The 24,563-nt window shown below is 26.5% G+C and carries 19 protein-coding genes; 8 read left to right on the top strand and 11 right to left on the bottom strand.

Annotation, left to right across the window (positions count from 1 at the left end; genetic code table 11):
• Positions 1–71 precede the first annotated feature (71 nt).
• Positions 72–983: a D-alanine--D-alanine ligase gene (locus tag BN1711_RS10345; RefSeq protein WP_050608076.1), complete on the top strand. Its 912-nt coding sequence runs from the start codon at positions 72–74 to the stop codon at positions 981–983.
• 175 nt (positions 984–1,158) lie between these two features.
• Here the strand turns inward: BN1711_RS10345 and BN1711_RS10350 are convergent, their stop codons facing one another.
• Complete coding sequence (locus BN1711_RS10350) at positions 1,159–1,881, bottom strand: class I SAM-dependent methyltransferase (protein WP_050608077.1); 723 nt, start codon at positions 1,879–1,881, stop codon at positions 1,159–1,161.
• 216 nt (positions 1,882–2,097) lie between these two features.
• On the opposite strand from BN1711_RS10350, the gene BN1711_RS10355 reads away from it, so the two are divergent.
• The 5 genes from BN1711_RS10355 to BN1711_RS10375 all read left to right on the top strand — a co-directional run bounded on the left by BN1711_RS10355 (position 2,098) and on the right by BN1711_RS10375 (position 7,152).
• On the top strand, positions 2,098–2,901 hold the full coding sequence (locus BN1711_RS10355) for an amino acid ABC transporter substrate-binding protein (protein WP_050608078.1): 804 nt from the start codon (positions 2,098–2,100) through the stop codon (positions 2,899–2,901).
• A gap of 12 nt (positions 2,902–2,913) precedes the next feature.
• On the top strand, positions 2,914–3,552 hold the full coding sequence (locus BN1711_RS10360) for an amino acid ABC transporter permease (RefSeq protein ID WP_050608079.1): 639 nt from the start codon (positions 2,914–2,916) through the stop codon (positions 3,550–3,552).
• Positions 3,553–4,109: 557 nt separating this feature from the next.
• The gene (locus BN1711_RS10365) at positions 4,110–4,679 is read left to right on the top strand and encodes a sigma-70 family RNA polymerase sigma factor (protein WP_050608080.1); all 570 of its coding nucleotides are present in this window, start codon (positions 4,110–4,112) and stop codon (positions 4,677–4,679) included.
• Positions 4,679–6,091 (top strand): DUF4179 domain-containing protein, encoded by a 1,413-nt coding sequence (locus BN1711_RS10370; RefSeq protein WP_050608081.1) that lies wholly within the window; start codon positions 4,679–4,681, stop codon positions 6,089–6,091. The genes BN1711_RS10365 and BN1711_RS10370 overlap by 1 nt, the downstream gene beginning before the upstream one ends.
• A gap of 128 nt (positions 6,092–6,219) precedes the next feature.
• On the top strand, positions 6,220–7,152 hold the full coding sequence (locus BN1711_RS10375) for a patatin-like phospholipase family protein (protein ID WP_050608082.1): 933 nt from the start codon (positions 6,220–6,222) through the stop codon (positions 7,150–7,152).
• 71 nt (positions 7,153–7,223) lie between these two features.
• On the opposite strand, the gene pepT is transcribed toward BN1711_RS10375, so the two are convergent.
• From pepT to BN1711_RS10395, 4 genes are all read right to left on the bottom strand, one after another.
• Positions 7,224–8,447 (bottom strand): peptidase T, encoded by a 1,224-nt coding sequence (pepT, locus tag BN1711_RS10380; RefSeq protein ID WP_050608083.1) that lies wholly within the window; start codon positions 8,445–8,447, stop codon positions 7,224–7,226.
• A gap of 24 nt (positions 8,448–8,471) precedes the next feature.
• Entirely contained in the window at positions 8,472–10,190 is a 1,719-nt protein-coding gene (locus tag BN1711_RS10385; RefSeq protein WP_050608084.1) for a methyl-accepting chemotaxis protein, read from the bottom strand.
• 132 nt (positions 10,191–10,322) lie between these two features.
• Positions 10,323–14,150 carry a helicase-exonuclease AddAB subunit AddA gene (gene addA, locus BN1711_RS10390; RefSeq protein WP_050608085.1) on the bottom strand — a complete coding sequence of 1,276 codons (3,828 nt, stop codon included), beginning with the start codon at positions 14,148–14,150 and terminating at the stop codon, positions 10,323–10,325.
• A gap of 52 nt (positions 14,151–14,202) precedes the next feature.
• Positions 14,203–14,592 (bottom strand): bactofilin family protein, encoded by a 390-nt coding sequence (locus tag BN1711_RS10395; RefSeq protein WP_050608086.1) that lies wholly within the window; start codon positions 14,590–14,592, stop codon positions 14,203–14,205.
• 221 nt (positions 14,593–14,813) lie between these two features.
• Here BN1711_RS10395 and BN1711_RS10400 point away from each other — a divergent pair, with 221 nt between their 5' ends.
• Positions 14,814–15,257 (top strand): hypothetical protein, encoded by a 444-nt coding sequence (locus BN1711_RS10400; RefSeq protein WP_050608087.1) that lies wholly within the window; start codon positions 14,814–14,816, stop codon positions 15,255–15,257.
• 55 nt (positions 15,258–15,312) lie between these two features.
• Here the strand turns inward: BN1711_RS10400 and BN1711_RS10405 are convergent, their stop codons facing one another.
• Both BN1711_RS10405 and addB read right to left on the bottom strand, forming a co-directional pair.
• Positions 15,313–15,789 carry a COG2426 family protein gene (locus BN1711_RS10405; RefSeq protein ID WP_050608088.1) on the bottom strand — a complete coding sequence of 159 codons (477 nt, stop codon included), beginning with the start codon at positions 15,787–15,789 and terminating at the stop codon, positions 15,313–15,315.
• A 144-nt stretch (positions 15,790–15,933) separates the two neighbouring features.
• Positions 15,934–19,395, bottom strand: coding sequence for a helicase-exonuclease AddAB subunit AddB (addB, locus tag BN1711_RS10410; RefSeq protein WP_050608089.1), 3,462 nt, complete (start codon positions 19,393–19,395; stop codon positions 15,934–15,936).
• A 345-nt stretch (positions 19,396–19,740) separates the two neighbouring features.
• On the opposite strand from addB, the gene BN1711_RS10415 reads away from it, so the two are divergent.
• Positions 19,741–20,754 carry a calcium/sodium antiporter gene (locus BN1711_RS10415; RefSeq protein WP_050608090.1) on the top strand — a complete coding sequence of 338 codons (1,014 nt, stop codon included), beginning with the start codon at positions 19,741–19,743 and terminating at the stop codon, positions 20,752–20,754.
• A 108-nt stretch (positions 20,755–20,862) separates the two neighbouring features.
• Here the strand turns inward: BN1711_RS10415 and BN1711_RS10420 are convergent, their stop codons facing one another.
• From BN1711_RS10420 to BN1711_RS10435, 4 genes are read right to left on the bottom strand one after another with little or no spacing between them, the layout of a single operon-like run.
• Entirely contained in the window at positions 20,863–21,798 is a 936-nt protein-coding gene (locus BN1711_RS10420; RefSeq protein ID WP_050608091.1) for an ROK family protein, read from the bottom strand.
• 42 nt (positions 21,799–21,840) lie between these two features.
• The gene (locus BN1711_RS10425) at positions 21,841–22,560 is read right to left on the bottom strand and encodes an N-acetylmannosamine-6-phosphate 2-epimerase (RefSeq protein WP_243128264.1); all 720 of its coding nucleotides are present in this window, start codon (positions 22,558–22,560) and stop codon (positions 21,841–21,843) included.
• Between the two features lie 25 nt (positions 22,561–22,585).
• A complete protein-coding gene (locus BN1711_RS10430; RefSeq protein ID WP_050608092.1) occupies positions 22,586–23,041 on the bottom strand; it encodes a NanQ anomerase/TabA/YiaL family protein in 456 nt (151 codons plus the stop codon).
• 32 nt (positions 23,042–23,073) lie between these two features.
• The gene (locus BN1711_RS10435) at positions 23,074–24,561 is read right to left on the bottom strand and encodes a sodium:solute symporter family protein (protein ID WP_050608093.1); all 1,488 of its coding nucleotides are present in this window, start codon (positions 24,559–24,561) and stop codon (positions 23,074–23,076) included.
• Between the last annotated feature and the right edge of the window lie 2 nt (positions 24,562–24,563).

Here is a 24,563-nt window from a genome sequence, read left to right on the forward strand (position 1 = left end):
TATATTATAAATGTATACAATAATATTAAGAGAGATTTTAATTATGAAATAAGTATTGGAGGAATTATATAATGAAAATTGGAGTTATAATGGGCGGAATATCTTCAGAAAGAGACGTATCTTTAAATTCAGGTAAAGAAGTAGTTAAATTTCTAGAACAAAATAATAGATATGAAGTTTTACCTATAGTTATAGACAAAAAACAAGACATAGTGGAAAAAGTTAAAGGAATAGATTTTGCATTTTTAGCTCTCCATGGCAAATTTGGTGAAGATGGGACTGTACAATCAGTACTTCAAACTTTAGACATACCTTATTCAGGTTGCGGACCTTTAGCAAGCGGTATATGTATGGATAAAGATAGCACTAAAAAAATATTAAAACAAGCAAATGTAAATACAGCAGATTGGATTTGTGTATCTTCAATAGATGACATAGATTATGATAGATTAGAGAAAATTGGATATCCTTTCTTTGTTAAACCTAATAGTGGTGGTTCAAGTGTAGCTACTAATTTAATTAAAAATAAAGAAAATATAAAAAATGCCGTAGAAATGGCTTTAGAATATGACAATGAGGTTATGATAGAAAAATATATAAAAGGCGAAGAGATAACTTGTTGCATATTAAATGGTAGAATGTTACCAGTACTTGCAATAAGACCACAAAAAGGCGCAGAATTCTTTGATTTTAAAGCTAAATATGAAGATGGTGGTTCAGAAGAAGTTGTAATACAATTAGAAGAAAATCTTCATAAACAAGTTGAAAAAATGGCCTTAGCTTGTTGGAAAGAATTAAAATGTAGTGTTTATGTAAGGGTTGATATGATAATAAGCAATGGTATTCCTTATATACTAGAATTAAATACATTACCGGGTATGACTAAAAATAGTCTATTCCCAAAAAGTGCAAAAGATGTAGGTATATCCTTTGGTCAACTATTAGACGATATAATAGAATACTCACTAAAGGTACAAAGATAAATGATATTCAAATTTAACACTAAAATAATTAAATACACATAAATAAAAAAGAAATTAGCATCAAATTTACTCAATACAGCTTGTATAACTTATGATTGCTAATTTCTTATTTTTTAACTTAACAAAATATGACTTTAAATCTTAAATTGAATTAACGCATAATCTTAAATTTTTATTATTGTTTTATTGCTTCTATAATTTTTAATGCAGGATAGGTACTCCAAACACATCCGTTTAATACATTAACTTTAAATTCTTTATCCAATAATATTTGTTCGTACTCATCCATATACTTAGAATCAGATATGATTATTTTTCCACCCTTTTTAACCACTCTAGCCATTTCATCTATAGCTTTCATTCTTTCCACCTTATCTTCTATATTGTGTATACATAAGTTTGATAAAACAATATCAAAGTATTCGTCATTAAAAGACATTGCTGCAGCATTTTGAGTTTTTATTCTGACTTTGTCTTTTACTCCTTCAATTTCTATATTTTTATTTATATAGTATTTAGACTTATCTAGCATATCCTCATTTGACCATATGTCTATACCTGTAACTTTTCCCGTAGTTAATTTTTTAGCAACCTTTATTAGAATTAAGCCTTTTCCTACTCCTACATCTAAAACTTTTTCCGCACCTTTCCATTGGGCTAAATCTAACATCCTATCTCTATGCTTAAATTTACCCCAAGTCATATAATTGATCATTCTAATTCCATTAAACATAAATATAAAAGTTAAAATTAAAAATATATACCCTAAATACGTATAATCCCTTCTATATTTTAATATTAATACTCCACATATCAAACTTATTAACGCTAGTGAAATAAGGTTTATCACAGTACGCCACTTATCAATTCCATAATAAGTTTCTGAATTTGTCATCATAAAACATTCCTCCTTTCTATTTCAAATGTAATACCCTTCTATTTTAAATTAATAATTTTACATTCTATCACTAATTTCTTATTTATTCAAGTCCATTTTATAATGTTAATGATTTATCCATAATTTACAATTTTTTAAAATTTAGTTTATCGCTTTACAATTTTATCATACTAAAGTATAATAACACTATAATTTTAAAAAAAAGGAGGTTTTTAAATGAAAAAAAATTTTTCATTAATTTTATTTTTGATATTATCACTAACTTTATCATTAATTGCTTGTAATAAAAAAGGTAAGGAAGATACTTCATTAAAAGATATAAAATCTAAAAGAAAATTTGTTATTGGATTGGATGATAGTTTTCCGCCTATGGGATTTAAAAATAATAAGGGTGAAATAGTTGGCTTTGATATAGATTTAGCTAAAGAAGTAGCTAAAAGAATGAATTTAGAAGTAGAATTTAAGCCTGTAGAATGGGACGGAGTAGTTTTAAGTTTAAATAATAAAGATATTGATGTTATATGGAATGGTCTTACAATAACAAAAGATAGAGAGAAACAAATAAATTTTTCAAAACCTTATTTAGAGAACAAACAAGTAATTGTTGTTAATAAAAACTCTGATATAAAAAACAAATTCAATTTAAAAAATAAAAAAGTGGCTGTTCAATTAGGTAGTAGTAGTGAAAATGCCTTAAATTTAGATAAAAAAACAGCTGATTCCTTAAAAGAATTAAAAAAATACTCAAATAATACAGAAGCTCTTATGGATTTACAATCTAAACGTGTAGATGCTGTTGTAGTAGATGAGGTTGTAGCTAGATATTACATATCTAAAAAAACTAATATATTTAATATATTAGATGATGACTTTGGTAAACAATCCTATGGCATAGGTTTTAGGAAATCTGATAGTACCTTCAAAAATGAAGTTAATAAGACCTTAGATGAAATTATCAAAGATGGAACTGCTAAAAAAATATCAGAAAAATGGTTCGGACAATCAATTATAAAAAAATAGGTGGTGAATTATATGTCTAATATTTCAGATATAACAATATTCATACTAAAAGGAGGTATAATATCTATAAAATTATTTATTATAACCATAATATTTTCTATTCCCTTAGGTGCTCTAGTAGCAATAGGTAAAACTTCTAAGATAAAACCTATAAAAGTATTTTTAAATTTTTATACTTGGCTATTTAGGGGAACTCCTTTAATGCTTCAACTATTTTTTGCATACTTTGGATTACCTGTAATAGGTATAAGATTAGAGCCTTTAACTGCTGCCTCTATAGCTTTTATAATGAACTATGGAGCATATCTAGCTGAGATATTCAGAGCTGGTATAAATTCTATAGATAATGGTCAGTATGAAGCAGCAAAAGTATTAGGGTTTAGTTATACAGAAACTATGTTTAATATTATTCTGCCACAAGCTATAAGAAACATATTGCCTCCTATATGTAATGAAAGTATTAATTTAATAAAAGATTCGGCTTTAATAGCTGCTATAGGAATAGGTGATATGTTAAGAGCTACTAAAGAAATTGTTACAAGAGATTTTACTATAACACCATTTTTTATAGCTGCCGTATTATATTTAATTATGACGAGTATCCTTGTTTTATGTTTTAAATATCTAGAAAACAAATTATGTACTTACTAAAAATTCTATATTATTAAATAAATAAAGATATATTAAAATGGTACTAAAAATATCTATATGTTATTATATCTTTAGTACCTTAATGTTAATTTTATTCCCATTACCCTTCTATTCAAATCATCGGCATACTCTAACTTTTTCCTAATTTCACATAATTCAAAATTAGTCACTCTTCAATATTTTAATACTAATTTATTGTTTAATGCCTTAGATATTTAAGATTAACGTAAGGTAAATTAATCCTACCTTTTCTCCTCCTTTCTAAAAAACCTTTGTTTTAAGTTATATTTATTTAATATTTTTTACTTTATAAATATTATTTTATCAATTTAAATATATACAAATAAACATAATTTATGCAATTGTATTTCATATATTCTAAATATTTATAGTTTATATTTTCTATAAATCCTTATTATTTTACTTCTTTATTTTATTAAGAAATATACTTTTAACATGATAAAATTTTTATTATAGAAAAGTATTATATAAATTGATGTCAGAAAAACTTATCTTCATTCGTATTAATATATGAGAAGCTTCTTAAGGAGGAAATTATGAACATAGATGATAATAATTTTATAACAGAAATACAAAAAAGAAATTCAAAAGCTTTACAATATATTGTAGATAAATATATTAATTTAATATTTAAAGTAGTTAGTAGTGTATTAAATTCCAACTTTCATAATCAATTTGTAGAAGAATGTGTAAATGATATATTCTTATCCATATGGAATAACATAGATAGTTTTGATATCAATAATGGTAACTTTAAAAATTGGATTACAGCCATAGCTAAATATAAAGCTATTGATTATAAAAGGAAATTATTTAAAGAATATAGTAAATCATCTTTAGATGATTATAGAAATTCACTATCTAATAAAAACACTACAGAAGATTTAATTATATCTAAAGAAAATAAATATGAACTTTTAAAAGAAATAAATAATATGAAACCTAAAGATAAAGAAATATTTATAAGAAGATATTTTTTACATGATGATATAGAAAATATAGCTAAAATTTTAGGAACTAATAGAAACTGTATAGATAAAAAGCTTTCTAGAGGTCGAAAATTTTTAAAAGAAAAGCTTAGATTCTTGAAAGGAGAAATATTTTAATGAATAATAATAAATTTAACTTACAGGAAGAAGACATTTTTAAGTTACTTAATTATGTGGAAATAGCTGAAGAAGAATTTAATATAGAAGATGAAAAAATTTCTGATATACAAAAAAAGAGAATAATAAAAAATTTAAATAAAGAAATTAACCCTCATAAAAAAATAAAAATTTTAAAATATGGAGCTTTAGTTGCAGCCATAACTTTAATATGTTCTTTTGGAAATTTTTCTATTCCAACTGTCTCTGCAAAAGATATACCTATACTAAATTCCATAATTCAAACCTTAAATGACAAATTCGGTAGTACTGGTGAGTATTCAAATTTCTCTCAGCTAGTAAACAAAAGCATTACCGACAATAATGTAACTATAACTATAAATGAAGCTCTAGCAGACGATTCAAGAATGATAATAGGTTACACTATCAAAAGTAAAAAGGAACTAAAAGATTTACAAGTATTTGGATTATCTAAATATTTATTATTAAACGGTAAGAGTCCAAATGGTACTCATGGAAGTTCTATAGGAGAATATAAAGATAAATATACTTATATATGTAGCGAAGAAATCAAGACTGATATTCCAAATAGTTCAAAGTTCAATGTAGATCTTAAAATTAATGATATATTAGGTAAAAAAGGTTCTTGGAATTTTGCATTCTCTATATCAAAAAAAGACTTAATGGATAAAAGTACTGTATTTAGACCAAATTATAAAATAGATTTAGAGGATAGTATTATAAATGTAGATAAAGTTGTTTTTTCCCCTATCGATACCTCTATTTTTATAGATGGAAAATATAAAAATAGTAATAATATAAATCATAAATTATTAAAATATGATTATTGGCTTGCTTTTGATGATAAGGGAAATGAAATTATGCCTAGTGCAGGCGGAACCGGTGGAAATTCTAACAAAACTGGTTTTAAATGCACTATGAACTATGAGCCTTTAAAATATACACCAAAATATTTAACCATAATTCCTTGTAATATAACACCTTCTGTAGAAGGTAGCGTAGATAGTAATGGAAACTTAACTAGAAAAGAACATCTCGTCAAAGAGTTATATAAACCTATAAATTCACCACTACCAATGAAATTTTCTCAAGGTAAATTTGGTGATGTTATAATTAAGGATATAATAAAAGAAAATGATAAAACTACATTAAAGGTTATTGCAAAAGGTATATCCCCTTATATACAAGCCACTAGTATTCATATAAAAGATACTGCTGGCAATGATGTTAGCTACAAAAATTATAATATAAAAAGAAATCCTAACAATTTAAATGAATTTACTATAGACTTTGAAAAATTAGATTCTAGTAAAAAATACAATTTAGTTATTTCTTCTCTAGATAATATAGAAATTAGAAATGATTTAAAATTTAATATTAATTTAAAATAATAGATAAAACATCTAAATAATTAGAATTAATAATTATTTAGATGTTTTTTTATTAAATGTTTTTATGCAATCTACATCTTTTGTATTATAATATACTTATACAATTATTTTGAAGGAGAGGGATTTATTTGAAAGCTAATGCTGTATTTGATAGCGGTGGTATAAAAGGTATTGGAATATTAGGTTCTTTAAGCTATATGGAATCTAAAGGATTTCAATGGGAAAAGGTAGCTGGAACTTCTGTAGGTGCAATAATAGCTTCTTTAATAGCTTCTGGATATACATCTAAAGATTTAAAAAAAATGAATACTAATTTTATAGATTTTTTAGATAAAGAAAGTTCGCAGAGATTGACTTTAGTAGTTAAAGCTTTAAGATTTTTTAAAGATAAAGGTATTTATTCTGGTGATTATATTGAAAATTGGATTGAAGATTTACTTAAATCTAAGGGAATAAGTACTTTTAATGACTTAATGAATAATGGTGAATGCCGCCTAAAGATAGTAACTGCAGATATAACTAGAAGAAGAATGGCTGTATTCCCTGATGATCTATCTCGTTATGGTCTAACAGCTTCTAACTTTAAAATATCAAAAGCTGTTAGAATGAGTATTAGCATTCCTTTTTATTTTAAACCTGTAAAATTTATTCATGGTGATGGTATAAGTTATATGGTGGATGGTGGGATATCGTGCCCTTATCCAATCTCTATATTTGATAAAAAAAATTCTATTTCTAAAATACCTACAATAGGGTTTAAATTTGATAATCCAGATATAAGTAATACAAGAATTGGTAAAACTGATCCTATGTCTTTTTTATTTGATATATCTGATACAATGAGTTTTGAAAAAAGAAATAGTTGGATGACTAAAAAAAATTTAGAGAGAACTATATTAATTCCTACTGATGGTATGAATTCTATAGATTTTGACATTTCAAAACAAGAAACATTGAAATTATATAAATCCGGTTACAAAGCAGCAGAAAAGTTTTACAAAAATTTTACCTCTAACAAAACACTTAGTGATAATGCTTATGAAATTGAAAACTATCATTAATATACTTTTATATTATAAATAAGAGCTTTATTAGCTATGGCTAATAAAGCTCTTATTTTTAAAGGATTATATTATTCTGCATATATTTTTGCTATATTCAATATAACTTTTACTGCTTTTTCCATAGATTCTATTGGAATATACTCAAATCTTCCATGGAAATTATGCCCCCCTGTAAATAAATTTGGTGTAGGAAGTCCCATGAAGGATAATCTTGCACCATCAGTACCACCTCTTATAGGCACTACTTGAGGTTCTATACCTTCTTCTTTCATAGCTTTATAGGCTATATCTACTACATGCTTAACTGGTTCTACTTTTTCCTTCATATTATAATATTGATCTTCTATATCTACAGTTACAATTTCTTTATTATATAATTCGTTTATTTGTGAAACTATAGATTTCATTTCTTCTTTTCTTTTTTCAAATTTATCTCTATCAAAATCTCTTATAATATAATTGAGTTCTGTATTTTCTATTTCTCCATTTATAGAGCATAAATGATAAAAACCTTCATAACCCTCTGTTGTAGCAGGTGTTTCATTTGCTGGAAGCATGCTCATAAATTTGTTTGCAACTAAAATAGAATTAATCATTTTATTTTTAGCAGAGCCAGGATGCACATTTATTCCTTTTATTGATACTTTTGCCCTTGCAGCATTAAAGTTCTCATAATTTAATTCTCCTAAAACTCCTCCATCTACTGTATAGGCTACTTTAGCTCCAAACTTTTCTACATTAAAATAATCTGCCCCTTGACCTATTTCTTCATCTGGAGTAAATCCTATTTTTATAGTTCCATGTTTAATTTCTGGGTGGTTTATCAAATATTCCATAGCTGTTACAATTTCTGCAATACCAGCCTTGTCATCTCCTCCTAGTAAGGTTGTACCATCAGTCACTATTAAGTCTTTTCCTTTATAGTTAAGTATTTCAGGATATTCTTTAATAGTTAATTTTATATTTTCTTTTTCATTAAGAAGTATATCCTTGCCATCATAATTTTTTACTATTCTAGGATTTACTCCTTCCCCACACATTTCTGGACTAGTATCCATATGAGATATAAATCCTATAGGATCTACATCTTTGTCTATATTCCCTTCCAAAGTAGCCATTACATAACCTTTTTCATCTATAGAACAATCTTTAAGTCCTATAGCTTTTAATTCTTCTACTAATTTTGCACCAAAATCCAATTGACATTTAGTACTAGGTGTATTATTCCCTTCCTCTGAAGATTGAGTATTAATTTTCACATAGCCTAAAAATCTTTCCAATAATTTATCCATGATATTCCTCCTTAATTAATATATTTATTTATGAGAAGCGCAATCTACCTCTATACATACATCACCCATTAATACCCCTTTAATATTTCCATCTTTATTTTTCAAAGGTATTGCTATGGCAATACAATAGTTGTAGCTTACACTTGATATATATGGATTGCTTTTATATTCCTTACCAGATATAGCTTGTTTAAAATAAGGCCTATATTTAAAATCATCATTACCTTTTACAATTTCCATATTTGATGATTTCATTAAACCCTCTTCATTTATTACTCCCATATACTCAAATTCATTGTGTTTAGAAACAAATTCTCTACACAAACTGGAACATTCATTAGACTGTAAATCCTTAGATGATATAATATTTTCTAACTCCTTTAATACATTAAATGCATTATTTACAAGAGATTCCTGATTTTTTCCTATAGTTATCTCCGATACATAATGTTTTAATTGTTTATCAGCATTATCTGTAGATTCATTCATTTCCCTTATCATAGATGTTATTTTATTTATTAAAGATAATTGTTCCTCTGAAGATGCAGATATTTCTTCTGTCATAGAGGCACACTGTTGCGAACCTGATGTCATATTTTCCATTAAATTATCTACAGTTGTTGAAATATCATAACTTTTTTCTGCTAAATCGTATATTTCTTCTACTGCATTATAAGTAGTATTAGTAGATTTTATTATTTCACTAAAAGATTCTTTAGATTTATTTGCATAAACTATATCTTCCATAACTTCTTTGCTTTGATCTTGTGCTTCTGCAGTTATACTAGCTATTTGATGGTTTACATTCTCTATAAGTTTTCTTATTTCTGCTGCAGATTTTGATGATTGTTCTGCTAATTTTCTTACCTCATCTGCTACTACTGAAAATCCCTTACCATGTTCCCCCGCACGAGCTGCTTCAATAGCTGCATTTAAAGCTAATAAATTTGTTCTCTCACTTATTTCAGTTACTACCTCTGTAATTTTGCTTATCTCTTCCGCTTCATTCTCCAATATTTTAACATTATTAGCTAGTTTTTCACTTACCTCTCCTGTTAATCTTATCTTTTCTATCATAGTAATAAATACTTCTTTGTTTTCCTTTACTATCTCCATCATTTCCTTGGCAACATTTTTACTTTCTATAGCATGTTGTCTTATAATCTCTGAGTTTTCTGCTAATTCACTAGTGCTCTCTCTTGTAGATAACGCATAATTAGATTGCTCTGTTGAAGTTTCTGCTACAGATGTTACTGAAAGAGATATATCTTCCGCAGCTTGTCTTGTAGATAACGCATTTTTACTAAGTTCACCTGAAGACACTCTATTTTTCTGAGACATTTCTAGTAATTCTGATAAAATCTTTTTTGTATTTTTAACTACTTTATTTACCCCTATGCCTATTTCACCTAATGTACCTTTTTCTGAAAGTCTTGTAGCAAACTCTCCTTCTGCAATTTTAGCAAGATTAGTAGAAATGTCATTTACATTTTTATATATTACATTTACATATAATTTAATCATTATAAATGAGGCTATTAAAATTAGAACTAACGCTATTAAAATAAATTTAGTAATTGATCCATTAAATGACCTTGAAACTGCGTCAGCATTAGCAGGATTTATATTAGGCATAACAACCTTATTAAAAATGGATTTACTTATAAACGACATAACTATGCACATCAAAGAAATTAATATAGCAATTAACGTAAATACTTTTCCTGTAATTTTATTTTCCAATGCCCCTACACCACCTTTTTCAAATTATATTTATTGTAATAATTATGAAATCATGACCATTATATTTAAATTCTATGAATAATATAAATATTCCTTCTATTTTGTTAAAATATATATATTATTGGAATTACTTTAAAAAATTTCTACAACTTTATTTATTGAAAATAAATATAAATACTTATGAATAACCTTTTTATCTGTAATCTTTTCTAAAGCCTTTTCATAATAATCTATTTGTAACTTATATCTCTTTTTTATTTCATTTATATCTTTAACATAGTCTGTTTTGTAATCTATTAATGTGAGTCCAGCATCTTCTTCAAAATAAGCATCTATTATACCCTGTACAATTAGTTCTTCTTCATTATATATATCTTCTTCTAAATTTTTATATACTTCATTAACAGGAATTTTTATAAAAAAAGGTACTTCTCTTTTTACTTTATTGGAATTTATCATTTTTTGACCTAATTCACTCTTGAAAAACTTTAATATTTTATCTATATTTACAACTTCAGATGACTTTTTAGTTATAAACTCCTTATGCACTAACTCATTAATTTGACATTCTATCTCCTCATAATTAGAAACTTTATTAAGATCTAAATGCTGCATCACTAAATGTATTATAGTTCCTCTTTCTGCCCCAGATATATTTAAATCCTCTTTCAAAAATAAAGGTTTTTTTAATTCTACTTTTTTATATATAGACATAGCCTCTTCATTAGATACTATAGAAAATCTTCTCTTAATTTCAGACACGGATACTTTTGTTGGTATTTTTGAAAGTTCCTTAAATTTATATTTATAACTTAATCTTTTATCTATTTCATCCTTATAATTACTTTCTTCTGAAGCCATAACTAGATCTTTTATTTTTTGACTTATATTTTGTTCTTGCTCTTCTACTTTTTCTTTTAATAAGTCTTCCTTATTCCATATTTCTATATTCCATTTAGAATCATCTTCTAAATTATTAAATCCGCCTGATAAAATTCCTAATTCTCGTCTAATATTTAAGCTATCTTTATGTTTAAATACAGCTGGTCCTATCCAGTCTAAGTAACATTGTCCATTTAAGACCACATACTTTGGAATTTTTTCTTCTTTCTCTGAATAATCTACCCACTTATTTATATTTTTTTCTAACTTACTTATTAGTCCTGTCATTATTAATTTTTCTTTTGCTCTTGTAAATGCTACATATAATATTCTCATTTCTTCTGATAAAGTTTCTAATTTTATCTTGTTTTTTATTATGTTCTTTATTAATGTAGGATAAGATATCCTTCTTTCTATATCCACATAATCTGGACCATAACCTAGCTCTTTATGAAATATGATATTCTTATTCATATCTGTAGTATTAAACTTTTTACCCATTCCACTTAATATAACTACTGGGAACTCTAATCCTTTACTTTTGTGTATACTCATAATTCTTACTACATTTTCATTTTCACCAAGTATTTTGGCACTCCCCATATCCCCATTACTGAATTTTAATTTATTTATAAAGTTTATAAAATTAAATAATCCTTTATAACTAGTATTTTCATATTGTTTAGCTCGTTGAAATAAAATTCTTAAATTTGCCTGTCTTTGTTCTCCACCTGGTAAAGCCCCTACGTATCCATAATAGCCCGTATCCACATATAAATACCATATAAATTCATCTATATCCATATGTAATGATTTTTCTCTATAACAGTTTAATTTGTCTATAAAATTTATTATCTTTTCTTTCGTATCTTCTTTTAAAGCTTTTGTTAGGTCCTGATTTTCTTTTAAATAAAATTTATGATATTCTTCTATCTCTTCATTTTTAAGTAATTTATATATTAAAACCATAGACTCATAAAAAGGTATATTTTTATTTACAAGCCTTATGTCTATTAATTCCTCATCACTAAAAGAAGCTATTGGAGAACGTAATACTGATAAAATAGGTATATCTTGTAATGGATTATCTACTATTTCTAATAAAGATAACATGGTTTTAATTTCAAATGTTTCAAAATAACCTGAATTTGTATCTGCAAAAACTGGTATATTTTCCCTTGTAAGTTCTTCTATAAAAACAGATGCCCAATTAGAAGTAGTTCTAAGTAATATAACTATATCTTTATATTTAATATCTCTATAAGCATTTATATTTTTATCAAAAACTTTAAAGGAATTTGCCCCTTCTCTTTTCATTAAATGATTTATCTTCCGTGCTACCATTCTTCCTTCTAATTGTATATTGTCTAATTCTTCTTCCTCTAAATTTTGTTCTTTTACTATATCAGATTTTACTTCAGAGGATTTATCCATTAAACATAGGTCTATAGACTCTCCAGATACTTCTTCACTATATTTTGCCCCTATATTCAAAGCTTCATCTTCTGTATAATCTAATTCCCCTACTCTTTTAGACATAATCTGTTTAAATATATAGTTTACTCCATCTATTACTTCTTTTCTACTTCTAAAGTTTTTAAATAATTTTATTTCTCTATTACTTGAACCCGCTTCTTCATCATAGTTATTATATTTTTCTAAAAATATTTCTGGTTCTGCTTGCCTAAATTTATAAATACTTTGTTTTACATCTCCTACCATAAATCTATTAGGAATGTCTACACCTCTTTGTAGTACTTCTTTATCTATATTTTCTTGTTTAAAAATTAATGAACCATCTTTAACATACCAATGTCCTAATGTTCTAGACACCATAGTCATAATTACTTCTTGTACCAAGTTACTATCTTGATATTCATCAATAAGCACTTCTTCAAATTTTTTTCTGTAATTTAAAGCAATTTCTGATGGAACTATATTTCCTTTTTCATTTCTTTCAGTTAAAATTTCAAAACATAAATGTTCTATATCATTAAAATCTATTAAATCCCTTTCTTTTTTTCTAGATTTATAATTTTCATCAAATAAAATAACTAGTTCAGATAAAGATTTCATGAAAGGATATACTGATTTAAATTGATCTACTATAAAATCATTTTCATAGTTTAAAAGTTCATCTTTAAGTTCTATAATTTTATTTTTAATTTTATCTCTTTCTCCTTTTACCTTATCTTTTATTTCCTTATCTACGTCCTTGCTTCTTTTAGATGGCAACCTAACTGGTTTATAGTTTTTTAAAATCCTCCTAAAATTTTGAAAATCCTCTTCCTCTAATAATGACTTTATAAAATCCAATTCCATTTTAAAAGGCTCATAATAATGTTCTATCCCTTGTGAGTTTTCTATAATATCTATAGATTTTTCCATTATATCTCTATAACCTTCTATATCTATTTTAATATTATCTAAAAATATATTAGCCCACTTTGATTTATTAAAGTGAAAATCATCCCCAACATTAAACACCTCAGCCATATTTATAAGCCATTCATAAGGTAGTGGGGAACTTTTAGCAAAACTATGTAGTCTAAATATTAAATCTTGTAATTTAATATCTGTTTTTCTACTATAAGCATCTATTAAATTTAAGAAACTTATATTTTCTTCTTCATACAACTTTTCAAAAACATCATCTATAGCCTCTTGTTTCATTAATACACATTCCGTTTCATCTGCTATTCTAAAGTTAGGATCAATATCTATCTTGTGAAAATTACTCCTTATAACTTGTAAACAAAAAGAATGGATTGTCATTATGCTTGATTTATTTAATAAGGTTAATTGTTTTCTTAAAATTTTTAATTCAGGATTTTCCTCTAACTTTTTTGATATGGCATCTCCTATCCTTTCACGCATTTCTGAAGCTGCAGCATTTGTGAAAGTAACAACCAATAATTTATCTATATCCACAGGTTCTTTTAAATCCAAAATTTTCTCAATTATTCTTTCTACTAGCACAGCAGTTTTACCTGCTCCTGCCCCTGCTGCTACTAATAAATTACAATTTTTTGTATATATAGCTTGCCTTTGTTCCTTAGTCCATTTTGTATTATTCACTTTATCCACCTCTTAGAATTTAACGTACTTTATCTTAATTATATATTAATTTTTATAATTGACAAACATTGGGACCTACTATTCTTTTTATATCATCTACCTTCATAGAACAACTTCCATTTACTACCCCTCCGTCCTCCACTACTAAATTTATAGTTTGTATATCTCCTAAAACTTTTCCAGAAGACTTAATTTGTATTAAATTATTACATATAATATTACCTTCAACCTTTCCTGATATAGTAATATCTTTTGCATTAATATTTCCCTGTACTAATCCAAGCTCTCCAATTATAACTTGTGATTTTCCTTCTATATCTCCTATTAATTTTCCATCAATCTTTATTGTTTCAGAAGAATTTATATCTCCCTCAATACTTGTGTCACTTCCTATTACTGTATCTAATTTATTTTCTACTAAAGATTTTTTATTCTTAAACATACTTTTCCTCCTTATATAATTTAAACTTAATTATATACATTATATTAAGTGCTTATAATATTCTATTAAGGAATATTATAATATTATTACCCTATATTAATAGATTTAGCAAACTATTAAAACCTATAATTTAATAAATTTATATATATGTAAAAATTATTAACATAAAATATTTAATTTCATAATATGAATTATAATCTATGATACTTTAGGAGGTTTAAATGTATAATTATTATTGCAATCCACATATGTACATGTACCCTATGATGCCATTATGCCCTATGGTATATGAGGAGAATTTTGAAAAGGTTTGTCCCGAAGAAAGTGATGAGGATTTAAAAGAACTATATCCTAAAATATACTTTAAAGTATATCCTATAATTAATAATTATTGTAACAAATTAGAGAAAGAAACTAACATTATGTATTGTCCTACTGAAGATAAAATGGATGATATGTGTAAAGAAATTCATGAAAAAATTAAATCTGAGTTATATGAAACTGAAGAAGACTGCATGAGAGGCGATGGCTATAGAATATATAACCCTACAAGAGACTTAATAAGAATTATTTTTATAGATGAACTTTTAAACAGAAGAAGAAGACGAAGAAGAAGAAGACGTCATGATCATAGAAGACCTTGGCATTCAGGTAGACCTTATTAAAAACAATTAAATTTCATAAAAAATCACTGTAGTAAAATTTTCTACAGTGGTTTTTTTAAAAACTTATCTTTAATACACTTAAAATGGCTGGAAAAAATACACTTAACACTGTTATTATAATAGCTGAAATTATTCCACCTAAAGCTGCACACAAAAAAGACTTTTTAACATCAAATCCTAAGAATGCAGCTATAGCACTTCCTGTCCATATACCTGTTGTTGGAAGAGGAACAGCTATAAAAGCAATTAATCCTAGTTCTTTATACTTTTCCATTTTGCCTGTATTTTTTCTTATTTTATTTTCTATAAATAAAACAAATTTATCAAAAATTTTATAGTTTTTCATCCAATTAAATATAGTATTAAAGAACAATAAAACAAAAGGTACTGGAAGTAAACTTCCTAAAAAACTTGCTACAAAAACTGACATGGGATTTAAATGATATCCTATTATTCCTACAGGAATAGCCAACCTTTGTTCCGTAAGAGGTACTGCAGACATAATGAATATTTGAAAAAGACTTCTTACCATAAATAAGTATCTCCTTTTTATCTTATAGATTTTATGTTATTTCTATTATACAAAAATATATCTTAAAATAAAGAACTAATCTATTAATTTATAACATAAAAATTAATAATTTTCTACTATAAAAAATAAACTACATAATAATTTTTAATTTTGTTTATAATCTTCAAGCTTTTCTTCCATTAATTCCCATACTTCTTTATCTTTTTTCTCACTTAAAATATTATATTTATTTTCTCTAATCTCTGTATCAAATTTACATATAGATGAATAAATACAGTATTTGCAGGAATATTCATCTTTATTTTTACAAGGAGATATTTTTATATTCCCTTCTAACATTTCTTCACATATCTGCACTACAATATATCTTACATATGCTCTTAAAAGATTAAATTCATCTAATGTAGCTACTGAAGAACTATAATTTGTTACTTCCCCTTTTTTATTAATACTAGCAGGAATAATATCTGACATACCTGATATAAACTTATCCATATCTTTTATGATTTCAGTATCATTTAATACCAAGCCTTTCATTTTCATAGTTTTAATTACATTTTTCTCTATCTCCTCATTGCTTATTTCTTTAGAGGTTTTAATTATAGGATCATCTAATTTTAAATAAAATATAGCTCCCGGTTCTCCCTTTATATTTAATCTATCTGACATTTCTGTAAGTATAGCATCTAAATAAATTAGAAGTTGTAATTGAAGCCCATAGTATACATCTGATAATTTAAATTCTTTTGTTCCAGATTTATAATCTATTATTCTTAAATAAGTAATTCCATCCTTATTCAACAAATCCACTCTATCTACTCTACCAATTAGATTTACAACTTCACCAGAATGAAGTTCTACTGAAATTGGTGGATAATCCCCTTCTGTATCAAAAGATAACTCATAATAACTTGGTTTAAAATTTCCTCTTTTAACTTGATACCCAATAATATTTATAGATTTTGTTAATATCTTTTTAACTGTATTGGTTATATGCTCATATCTTTTAGAACTAGTTAATATAGATGACTTATTTTCTAATTCTTTATTAATTAAATTTTCTATTTTTTCTTCTGCCCAAGTTGAATCTATGTCCTCCCAAGTTATACCCTTCTCTTCTAGCTCTTTTGAAAATACTTCTAATATATTGTGCATGAATATACCCAAATCTGGATAACTTAAATTATAAATTTTCCTATCCTTTGCTTTTAATCCATATTGAATAAAATAAGCAAAAGGGCATTGAGAGAATTTTTCTAACCTGGATACACTTATTTTTAAAGGTTTCCCATATAAGTTTCTAACTTTTTTAGTTTCTATATAGTCGCTTTGATTTGTATAATTAAACCCTTCTAAAATACTATTTAATTTTTTACTCCACTTTTCTTTAGATTCATACCATTTATAAACATCTGCCCAAATAGGATCTATTTTTTTAGTATCTCCTTGCTGTGAATCTAACCTTAATTTAGATATTAAATAATTAAAAGTAGGTTTAGGACTTGATATATTTTCTAACTTTTCTTCATCATTTTCCTTTTTTATTACATCACTTTCTTCACATATGTTAATAAATATTTTTTTAAGCCTAGATATAATTATAGATGGTCTTAAAGTTTTTCCTTCTTCATCTGCTATAGTATAACTCAACCTTAAATATTTTGATGGAGTAGTTAAAGTAGAATATATTAAAAATTGCTCTTCAAAGGCAGCACTTCTAGTATCCTTTGCAATTTCAACACCTTTTTCCTTTAAAAATATTCTATCCTCATCTGTAAGAATACCTTCATTATTTAAAGATGTAGGAAATATACCATCATTAACTCCTACTATATAAAGTGTATTTATATCATGGCTCCTTAATCTTTTTATGTCCCCTACTATAACCTGGTCTAATGCAGGTGGAATAAGTCCTATTTCATATTCTGAAAATCCTGTCTGGAGTATTTTAGAAAATTCTTTAAAAGAAGTTTTCTCCTTACCTATAACCTCTACTAATTGATCTAATACCTCTATGACTATATCCCATATTTGATTATATTCATTGGCTTTTTCTATTTTATCTTCACTTTTAAACTTTTCTATCCACCATTGTATTTTATCTGGTACTTTTATATAACATAAAAATTCATAAAGAGTAGCACACATATCTCTAGTATTTTTTGCATTTTTACTATAATTGTAAAATTTATTTAATGGTTCAACAATTTCAAATCTTAAATGGTTTATCTTATTTAACAATTCTTCCTCTGCATTTTCACCTAAATCATAATCTGTAGTAACTCTAAATTCCCAAGGCCTTGAAGATGTCCACATACTTCCTTTTATCCCATTTGAAAGTACATAATTTTCAAGAATATCAATATCAGATTTTTTAAAATCTAAAAGACCAGTCTTTAAATATCTAAATACTGATTCATAAGTCCAATTTTTCGCTAATACTTCTATAGCTGAAAGTATCAATATTATTATTGGATTATTATTAATTTCTCTTTTTTTATCTATAAAAAACGGTATATTATACTGATTAAAAACTACACTTACAATATTTTCATACCCTTCTAAATCTCCTGTAACTACAGCTATATCATTAAATCTAATATTCTTTTCCCTAGAAGTTTTTATTATATTCTTTGCTGTATCTTCTATTTCTGTATATTTATTTAAAGCCCTTAACATACATATATCTTTAGTATAATTTTTGTATTCTTTATAAGGAAAAGAAAAAATATTTTTCTCTAAATGTTGAAGTTCATAGCTTTCTTTAAATCTTTCGCAAGGACTACATTTTAAAGCTATAGGTTTATCCATTGATATATTATTATCTTCTATTATTCTTAATAATTTTTCTTCTGTAGTTTTTATAGGTGCAAACAAATCTGTATTATCTATAAAATTTCCTTCATTTAAATAATCTGTACATAAAGTAATATTAACTCTATAAGTTTTTAAAAAAAGTTGTTCTAATACGGCATATTCTTGAGGAGTAAAGCTTGAAAACTCATCTATCCATATTTCTGCATTATCAAATTGTTTTGAGTATTTAAGTTTTTCAGCTAAGATAGTAAGATCGTCTTCACTATCTATATAATTTTTATGTAATCTTTCTTCAAATTCATTAAATATTAAATATAAGTCCTCTAATTTATCTCTTAAATTTTCATCTTCTGTAATCTCTAATGTATCAAGTAACATATTAGGTAACACATTATATCTTTTAAATTCTGTTATTATATCAGAAATAGTAGCTATAAAACCTTGACGTCTTGCAGATTTTTTAAATACCTTAAAATTATTTTTATTATCCTCCATTATATTATATATAAGCATACTTTTTCCCGATTCATTCATATGTTCTGCTGTTATGCCACCAATTTCATTAAAAACTTTATATGCCATTCTTTTAAAATCTAAAACTTCAGCATTTAAATTACTCTTTTCTCCAGCTATATCTAATAAATTTTTTTGAGCTTGGAAAGAAAATTGTTCCGGAACTAAAAATATAAGGGGTTTTTCACATCCCGCCTCTATTTTTTTCTTTATACTATTTAAACAATAAAAACTTTTTCCACTACCTGCTCTACCATATATAAATCTTAAACTCATAAATCACACCTCATAAAATATATCATACTATAAACTAAAATACCCTATTTATAATATTTAAATTTATCTATCTATAATTATATACTAAATAAAATTTTTATAGTATCTTTCTATCTTCAATATACCTTTTTTGTTAATTATAAATAAATATTTAATCTTTCATTTCTTGACAATTAACATTTATATTTATATAATTTCCATGATGGAGTGTAACTAACAAAGGTTTTCATTAAATATATTATTTGATAACTAATTAGTTTAGCGAGACTCTACAGTTTATAAAAAAATAAACTGTAGAGTTTTTATTCATTTAATACAAATTACTTAAAAGAGAAGGAGAAAACTATGGATAATCTACTGTATTCTACTCTAAATCATTGTTCAACTATAATATTACTTATAATTATTGCTATTACTTTATTTCTACTAGGAAAAGCTGCAGATCTTTTAGTTGATGAGGCCGTTAAAATATCTGTTCGTTGGGGTATACCTAAGATGATCATTGGAGCTACTATTGTAAGTTTAGGAACTACTCTACCTGAGGTAACCGTTTCTGTATTAGCTGCAATTAATGGTAACCCGGATTTGGCCTTAGGTAATTCTATAGGCTCAATTATTGCAGATACAGGATTAATTATCGGACTTTCAGCGCTAATAGGTAATTTAAACATAGACAATAAAACTATAAATTATCAAGGTCCTCTTCAGCTTATATCTGGTGTTTTACTAGCTATAGTTAGTTTACCTATTTTTTCTAAGAGCTCTAATGGAATAATCACTCAAAAAATGGGATTTATATTTATAATATTGTTAGTTTTATATGTTATATTTACTATTAAATTAGGGAAAAAATCTAATTCTGAAGTGGCAGCGGAAGGTCAAACTTTACAAGCATCAGAACCTTTTATTTTTCAACTTATAAAATTAATTTTGTCAATTGCATTAGTAATTATTTCATCTAAAGTACTTATTCCAAGCGTTGAGATTACAGCTGTTCGTATAGGAATACCTCAAAGCGTTATTGCTGCTACTCTAGTAGCTTTTGGAACAAGTCTACCTGAATTAGTTACAGCTATTACATCTGTAAAAAAAGGGCATGGTGAACTAGCCGTTGGAAATATTATAGGTGCGGATATATTAAATGTCTTATTTGTAACTGGTAGCGCTGCTGCTGTAACTAACAAAGGAATAGTTGTACCATCAAATTTTTATAGACTACAAATACCAGCTATGTTAATCATATTAGTGTCTTTTCGTATCTTTTGTAAAAATAAAAATAATAAGATTACAAAGTTAGAAGGAAGCTTTTTATTGGGAATATACGTTATATACTTAATACTAAATTATACTTGGATTTAAATTTAAATATTTTATTCTTAAAACAAAAATTAAAATTACACTATAAAAGCTTAAAGAAGCTATTTCAAGTTTTATCATGAAATAACTTCTTTAAGTTTAGTTTTATATTTAATTACTAATTTTATTTATAGCACCAAGTATACCTGCCTTATTACCGCATTCTGCAGTCTTTATTTTTAAATTTTTATTAAAAGACGGCATAATCATTTTACTTAAATGATTTGATATTCTATCTGTTAAAAATTCTTTTTGTGCAGACACTCCTCCACCAATAAGTATAAGAGAAGGATTAAAAATATGCACAAGAGTTTTTAACCCTAAGGCTATATCATAAGTCCATTTATCTATTATATCTAAATATATTTTTTCACCATTTTGAGCTTTTTCAAATATAAATTTACCATTTATATTATCAATATCTATATTATTATAATTATCTTTTATTAAAATCTTTTTAGCTCTATTTACTAAAGCTGAAGTTGAAGCATATCTTTCGAAACATCCCCTTTGGCCACAGTTGCACTGCTCTCCATTAGGATATAATGTGATATGTCCAAGTTCCCCTGCAGAATAGCTATTTCCTGTAAATACTTTTCCGTCTATTATTATAGCTCCTCCAATTCCAGTTCCAAGTGTTAAGCATAAAAAGTTTTTTTCTCTTTTAGCAGCACCTTGCCACATTTCACCTAATGCTGCACAATTAACATCATTTTCAACAGTACAAGGATAGTTAAATTCTTCCTCTATTATACTTTTAAGTTTTACACCTGTCCATCCTGGTATTGCCTCAGTAGCAAAAATAATTTCTCCAGTATCACTATTTACTTGTCCTGCAGTGCTTATACCTATAGCTTTTATCTTTCTATTATTTTTTTTACTCTCTACAATCAATTCTTCTATTATAGATTTTATATTCTCCAATAAATAGCTTGCCCCTTTAGAGGCAAAAGTACTTTTTGAATAAAAAGAATTTATAAATCCATCATCATTTACTAATCCATATTTTATTTCAGTTCCACCTATATCTAAAGCTATATATACCATTCTTTGCTACCCCCTTAAAAGTACACTGATAAATTTAATTTGTTATCCTTGTATTCCATCTACAAATTTTTTAGTTATTTGTTGGGGGCGAGTAATAGCTCCCCCTGTAACTACGGCTAATACTCCAAGGTCTAAACATTTTTTAGCCTTTTTAGGAGTATCTACCTTACCTTCTGCTATTACAGGTATATTTACTGAGTTTATCACATCTTTTAAAAATTGAAAATCATTATCTTGTATATCTGAACCCTTTGTGTAATCTGTGTATCCATGCATAGTTGTACCGACAAAGTCAAAACCATACTCCTCTGCTAACTTTGCTTCCTCTAAATCAGATGTATCTGCCATTAAAAGTTGGCTCGGATATTTGTCTTTTATTTCTTTTATAAAATCTTTTAGTAATTTTCCATCTGGTCTTTCTCTTTTAGTTGCGTCTATTGCTATAACATCTACACCCTCTGCACAAAGTTCGTCTATTTCTTTCATAGTAGGTGATATATATACATTACATTCACCATAGTTTCTTTTTATTATTCCTATAATCGGTAAATCAACTTCAGCTTTTATAGCATTAATATCTTCTACTGTATTTGCCCTAATTCCAATTGCTCCACCTATTTTAGCTGCTAATGCCATCTTTGACATTATAAATGAACTATGAAGTGGTTCATCGTCTAATGCTTGGCAAGAAACTATTAGTCCTCCCTTAACCTTTTCCATAAAACTTTTCTTTCTGTCTATCATACTATTTGTCTTTAACATATAATTTCACCATCCAACCACAAATTTAGTCTATAGCAACCTTGAATATAATTTTTCTTATTGGCTCAGAAGAATTCACTCTTATTCCTGTCATATGAACATCCTCTGGAAAATATAACATGAAAAATCCTTCTTTTAAAATTGATTCTCCTTCACTTTTACCCTTTAATATATAGGCGTCACCTTTTTCATCATAATCTTTCTCAATTTCTACGTGATTAAAGTTAGAATATAATAATTTTTCTTGTCCACTTATCATATAGTGTATATCTATATATTTTTTATGAGATTCCCAGAAACCGTTTTCTTTTTCTTTAGTATTATACTCTACAACTACATAATATAAGTCATCTCCATCAACTTGATGTACACCTTTTTCATCCTTTGAAAAATCCTTATTTTTTAGATATTCTAATGCTTTTCCTATTTTTGTATCCGAACTATAATAAAGTCCAGCATTTTTTATATTATCTAATATCATATTAGCTACCTCCTAGATTTTATATGTTTAAATTATTTATCCCTATCATATATAGTTAGATTTTTTAAATCTCTTTCATCTTCTTTAAATAATAAGCTAAACACATATCCAAACAACATACATGCTCCAATACTTATAACAGAGTACATCCAAAATGTTACATGTGTAAAATATTTTACAGATACAACTAATATACTTGAAACTATAAATCCTACTATAGCACCTTTAGAATTAGCTTTTTTAGTAAATATACCTAATGCGAAAAGTCCTCCAACAACACCTAAAACTAATCCCATAAATCCGTTGAACCAGTTATATGCTGATTTTAAATCTGAATGAGCAAGTATTATAGCTACTATTATTGATACTATTCCTACTCCTAAAGAAAGTATTTTAGCCATTTTTGTTGCTGAATCATTGTCCATGCTTCCTTTTATTACTTTATGAATATCTAATGTCCAACTTGTAGCAACACTGTTTAATCCAGTAGATAATGTTGATTGACCTGCTGCAAAAACGCCTGCTAATAATAAACCTGAAATACCTGCTGGTAATTGTTTAACTATATAAGTTGCAAATATTTTATCTTCTGCCCCGGATACTAATAAAGCGGGATTTTGTTTATAAAATACAAATAGTCCTGTTCCTATAAAGAAGAATACAGTTGCTATTCCTATAGATAATGCACCATTCAAATATGTCATTTTCTTCATTTCACCAAGATCTGTAGTTGTTGTATACCTTTGCACCATATCTTGACTTGAAACGTAAGATGCTAATGTTGATAAACCTGCTCCTATAAGAACTATAAAGAATCCTTCTTTATATATGCTTAAATTCATCATGCTTGATAATTGTAAAAATTTATGGTTTTCTACACCTACTCTAACAACTTCTCCTAATCCACCATGAATTGTAAATGCCATATAAATTACTACGAATATTGCTCCTAGTGATAAAACCGTACCTTGTATAAAATCTGTCCATAACACTGATTTTATACCTCCAACATATGAGTATATAATTGCAATTACCCCCATAGCAATTATTAATATATTTATATCTATATCTGTAACCATTGCCAATGCTAAAGATGGTAAATACATAATTATAGACATTCTACCTATTTGGTAAACTATAAACATTACACTTCCTAAAAGTCTTAATCCTTTATTAAATCTTCTTTCCAAATATTCATAAGCTGTATCTAAATTAAGTTTTTTATAAACTGGTAAGAAAAATCTTATAGTTAATGGAACTGCTATAAATACACCAAGTTGTGCAACCCATGCTGCCCAATCGGTTTTAAACGAACGACCTGCTAATGCTAAGTAAGATATTGGACTCAACATTGTAGCAAATAAGCTTACTGCCGAAACCCACCAAGGAATAGTTCCATCTCCTTTAAAATATTCTTTACCTTTCATTTCCTTTTTGGCAACCCTAACCCCTACATATAATACAAATAAAAGGTAAGCGACTAGAACAATATAATCTAAAAATTCAAATGATGCCTTCATGC

Origin of the sequence: Clostridium niameyense, from assembly GCF_001243045.1 — a bacterium.
GTDB lineage: Bacteria > Bacillota > Clostridia > Clostridiales > Clostridiaceae > Clostridium_F > Clostridium_F niameyense.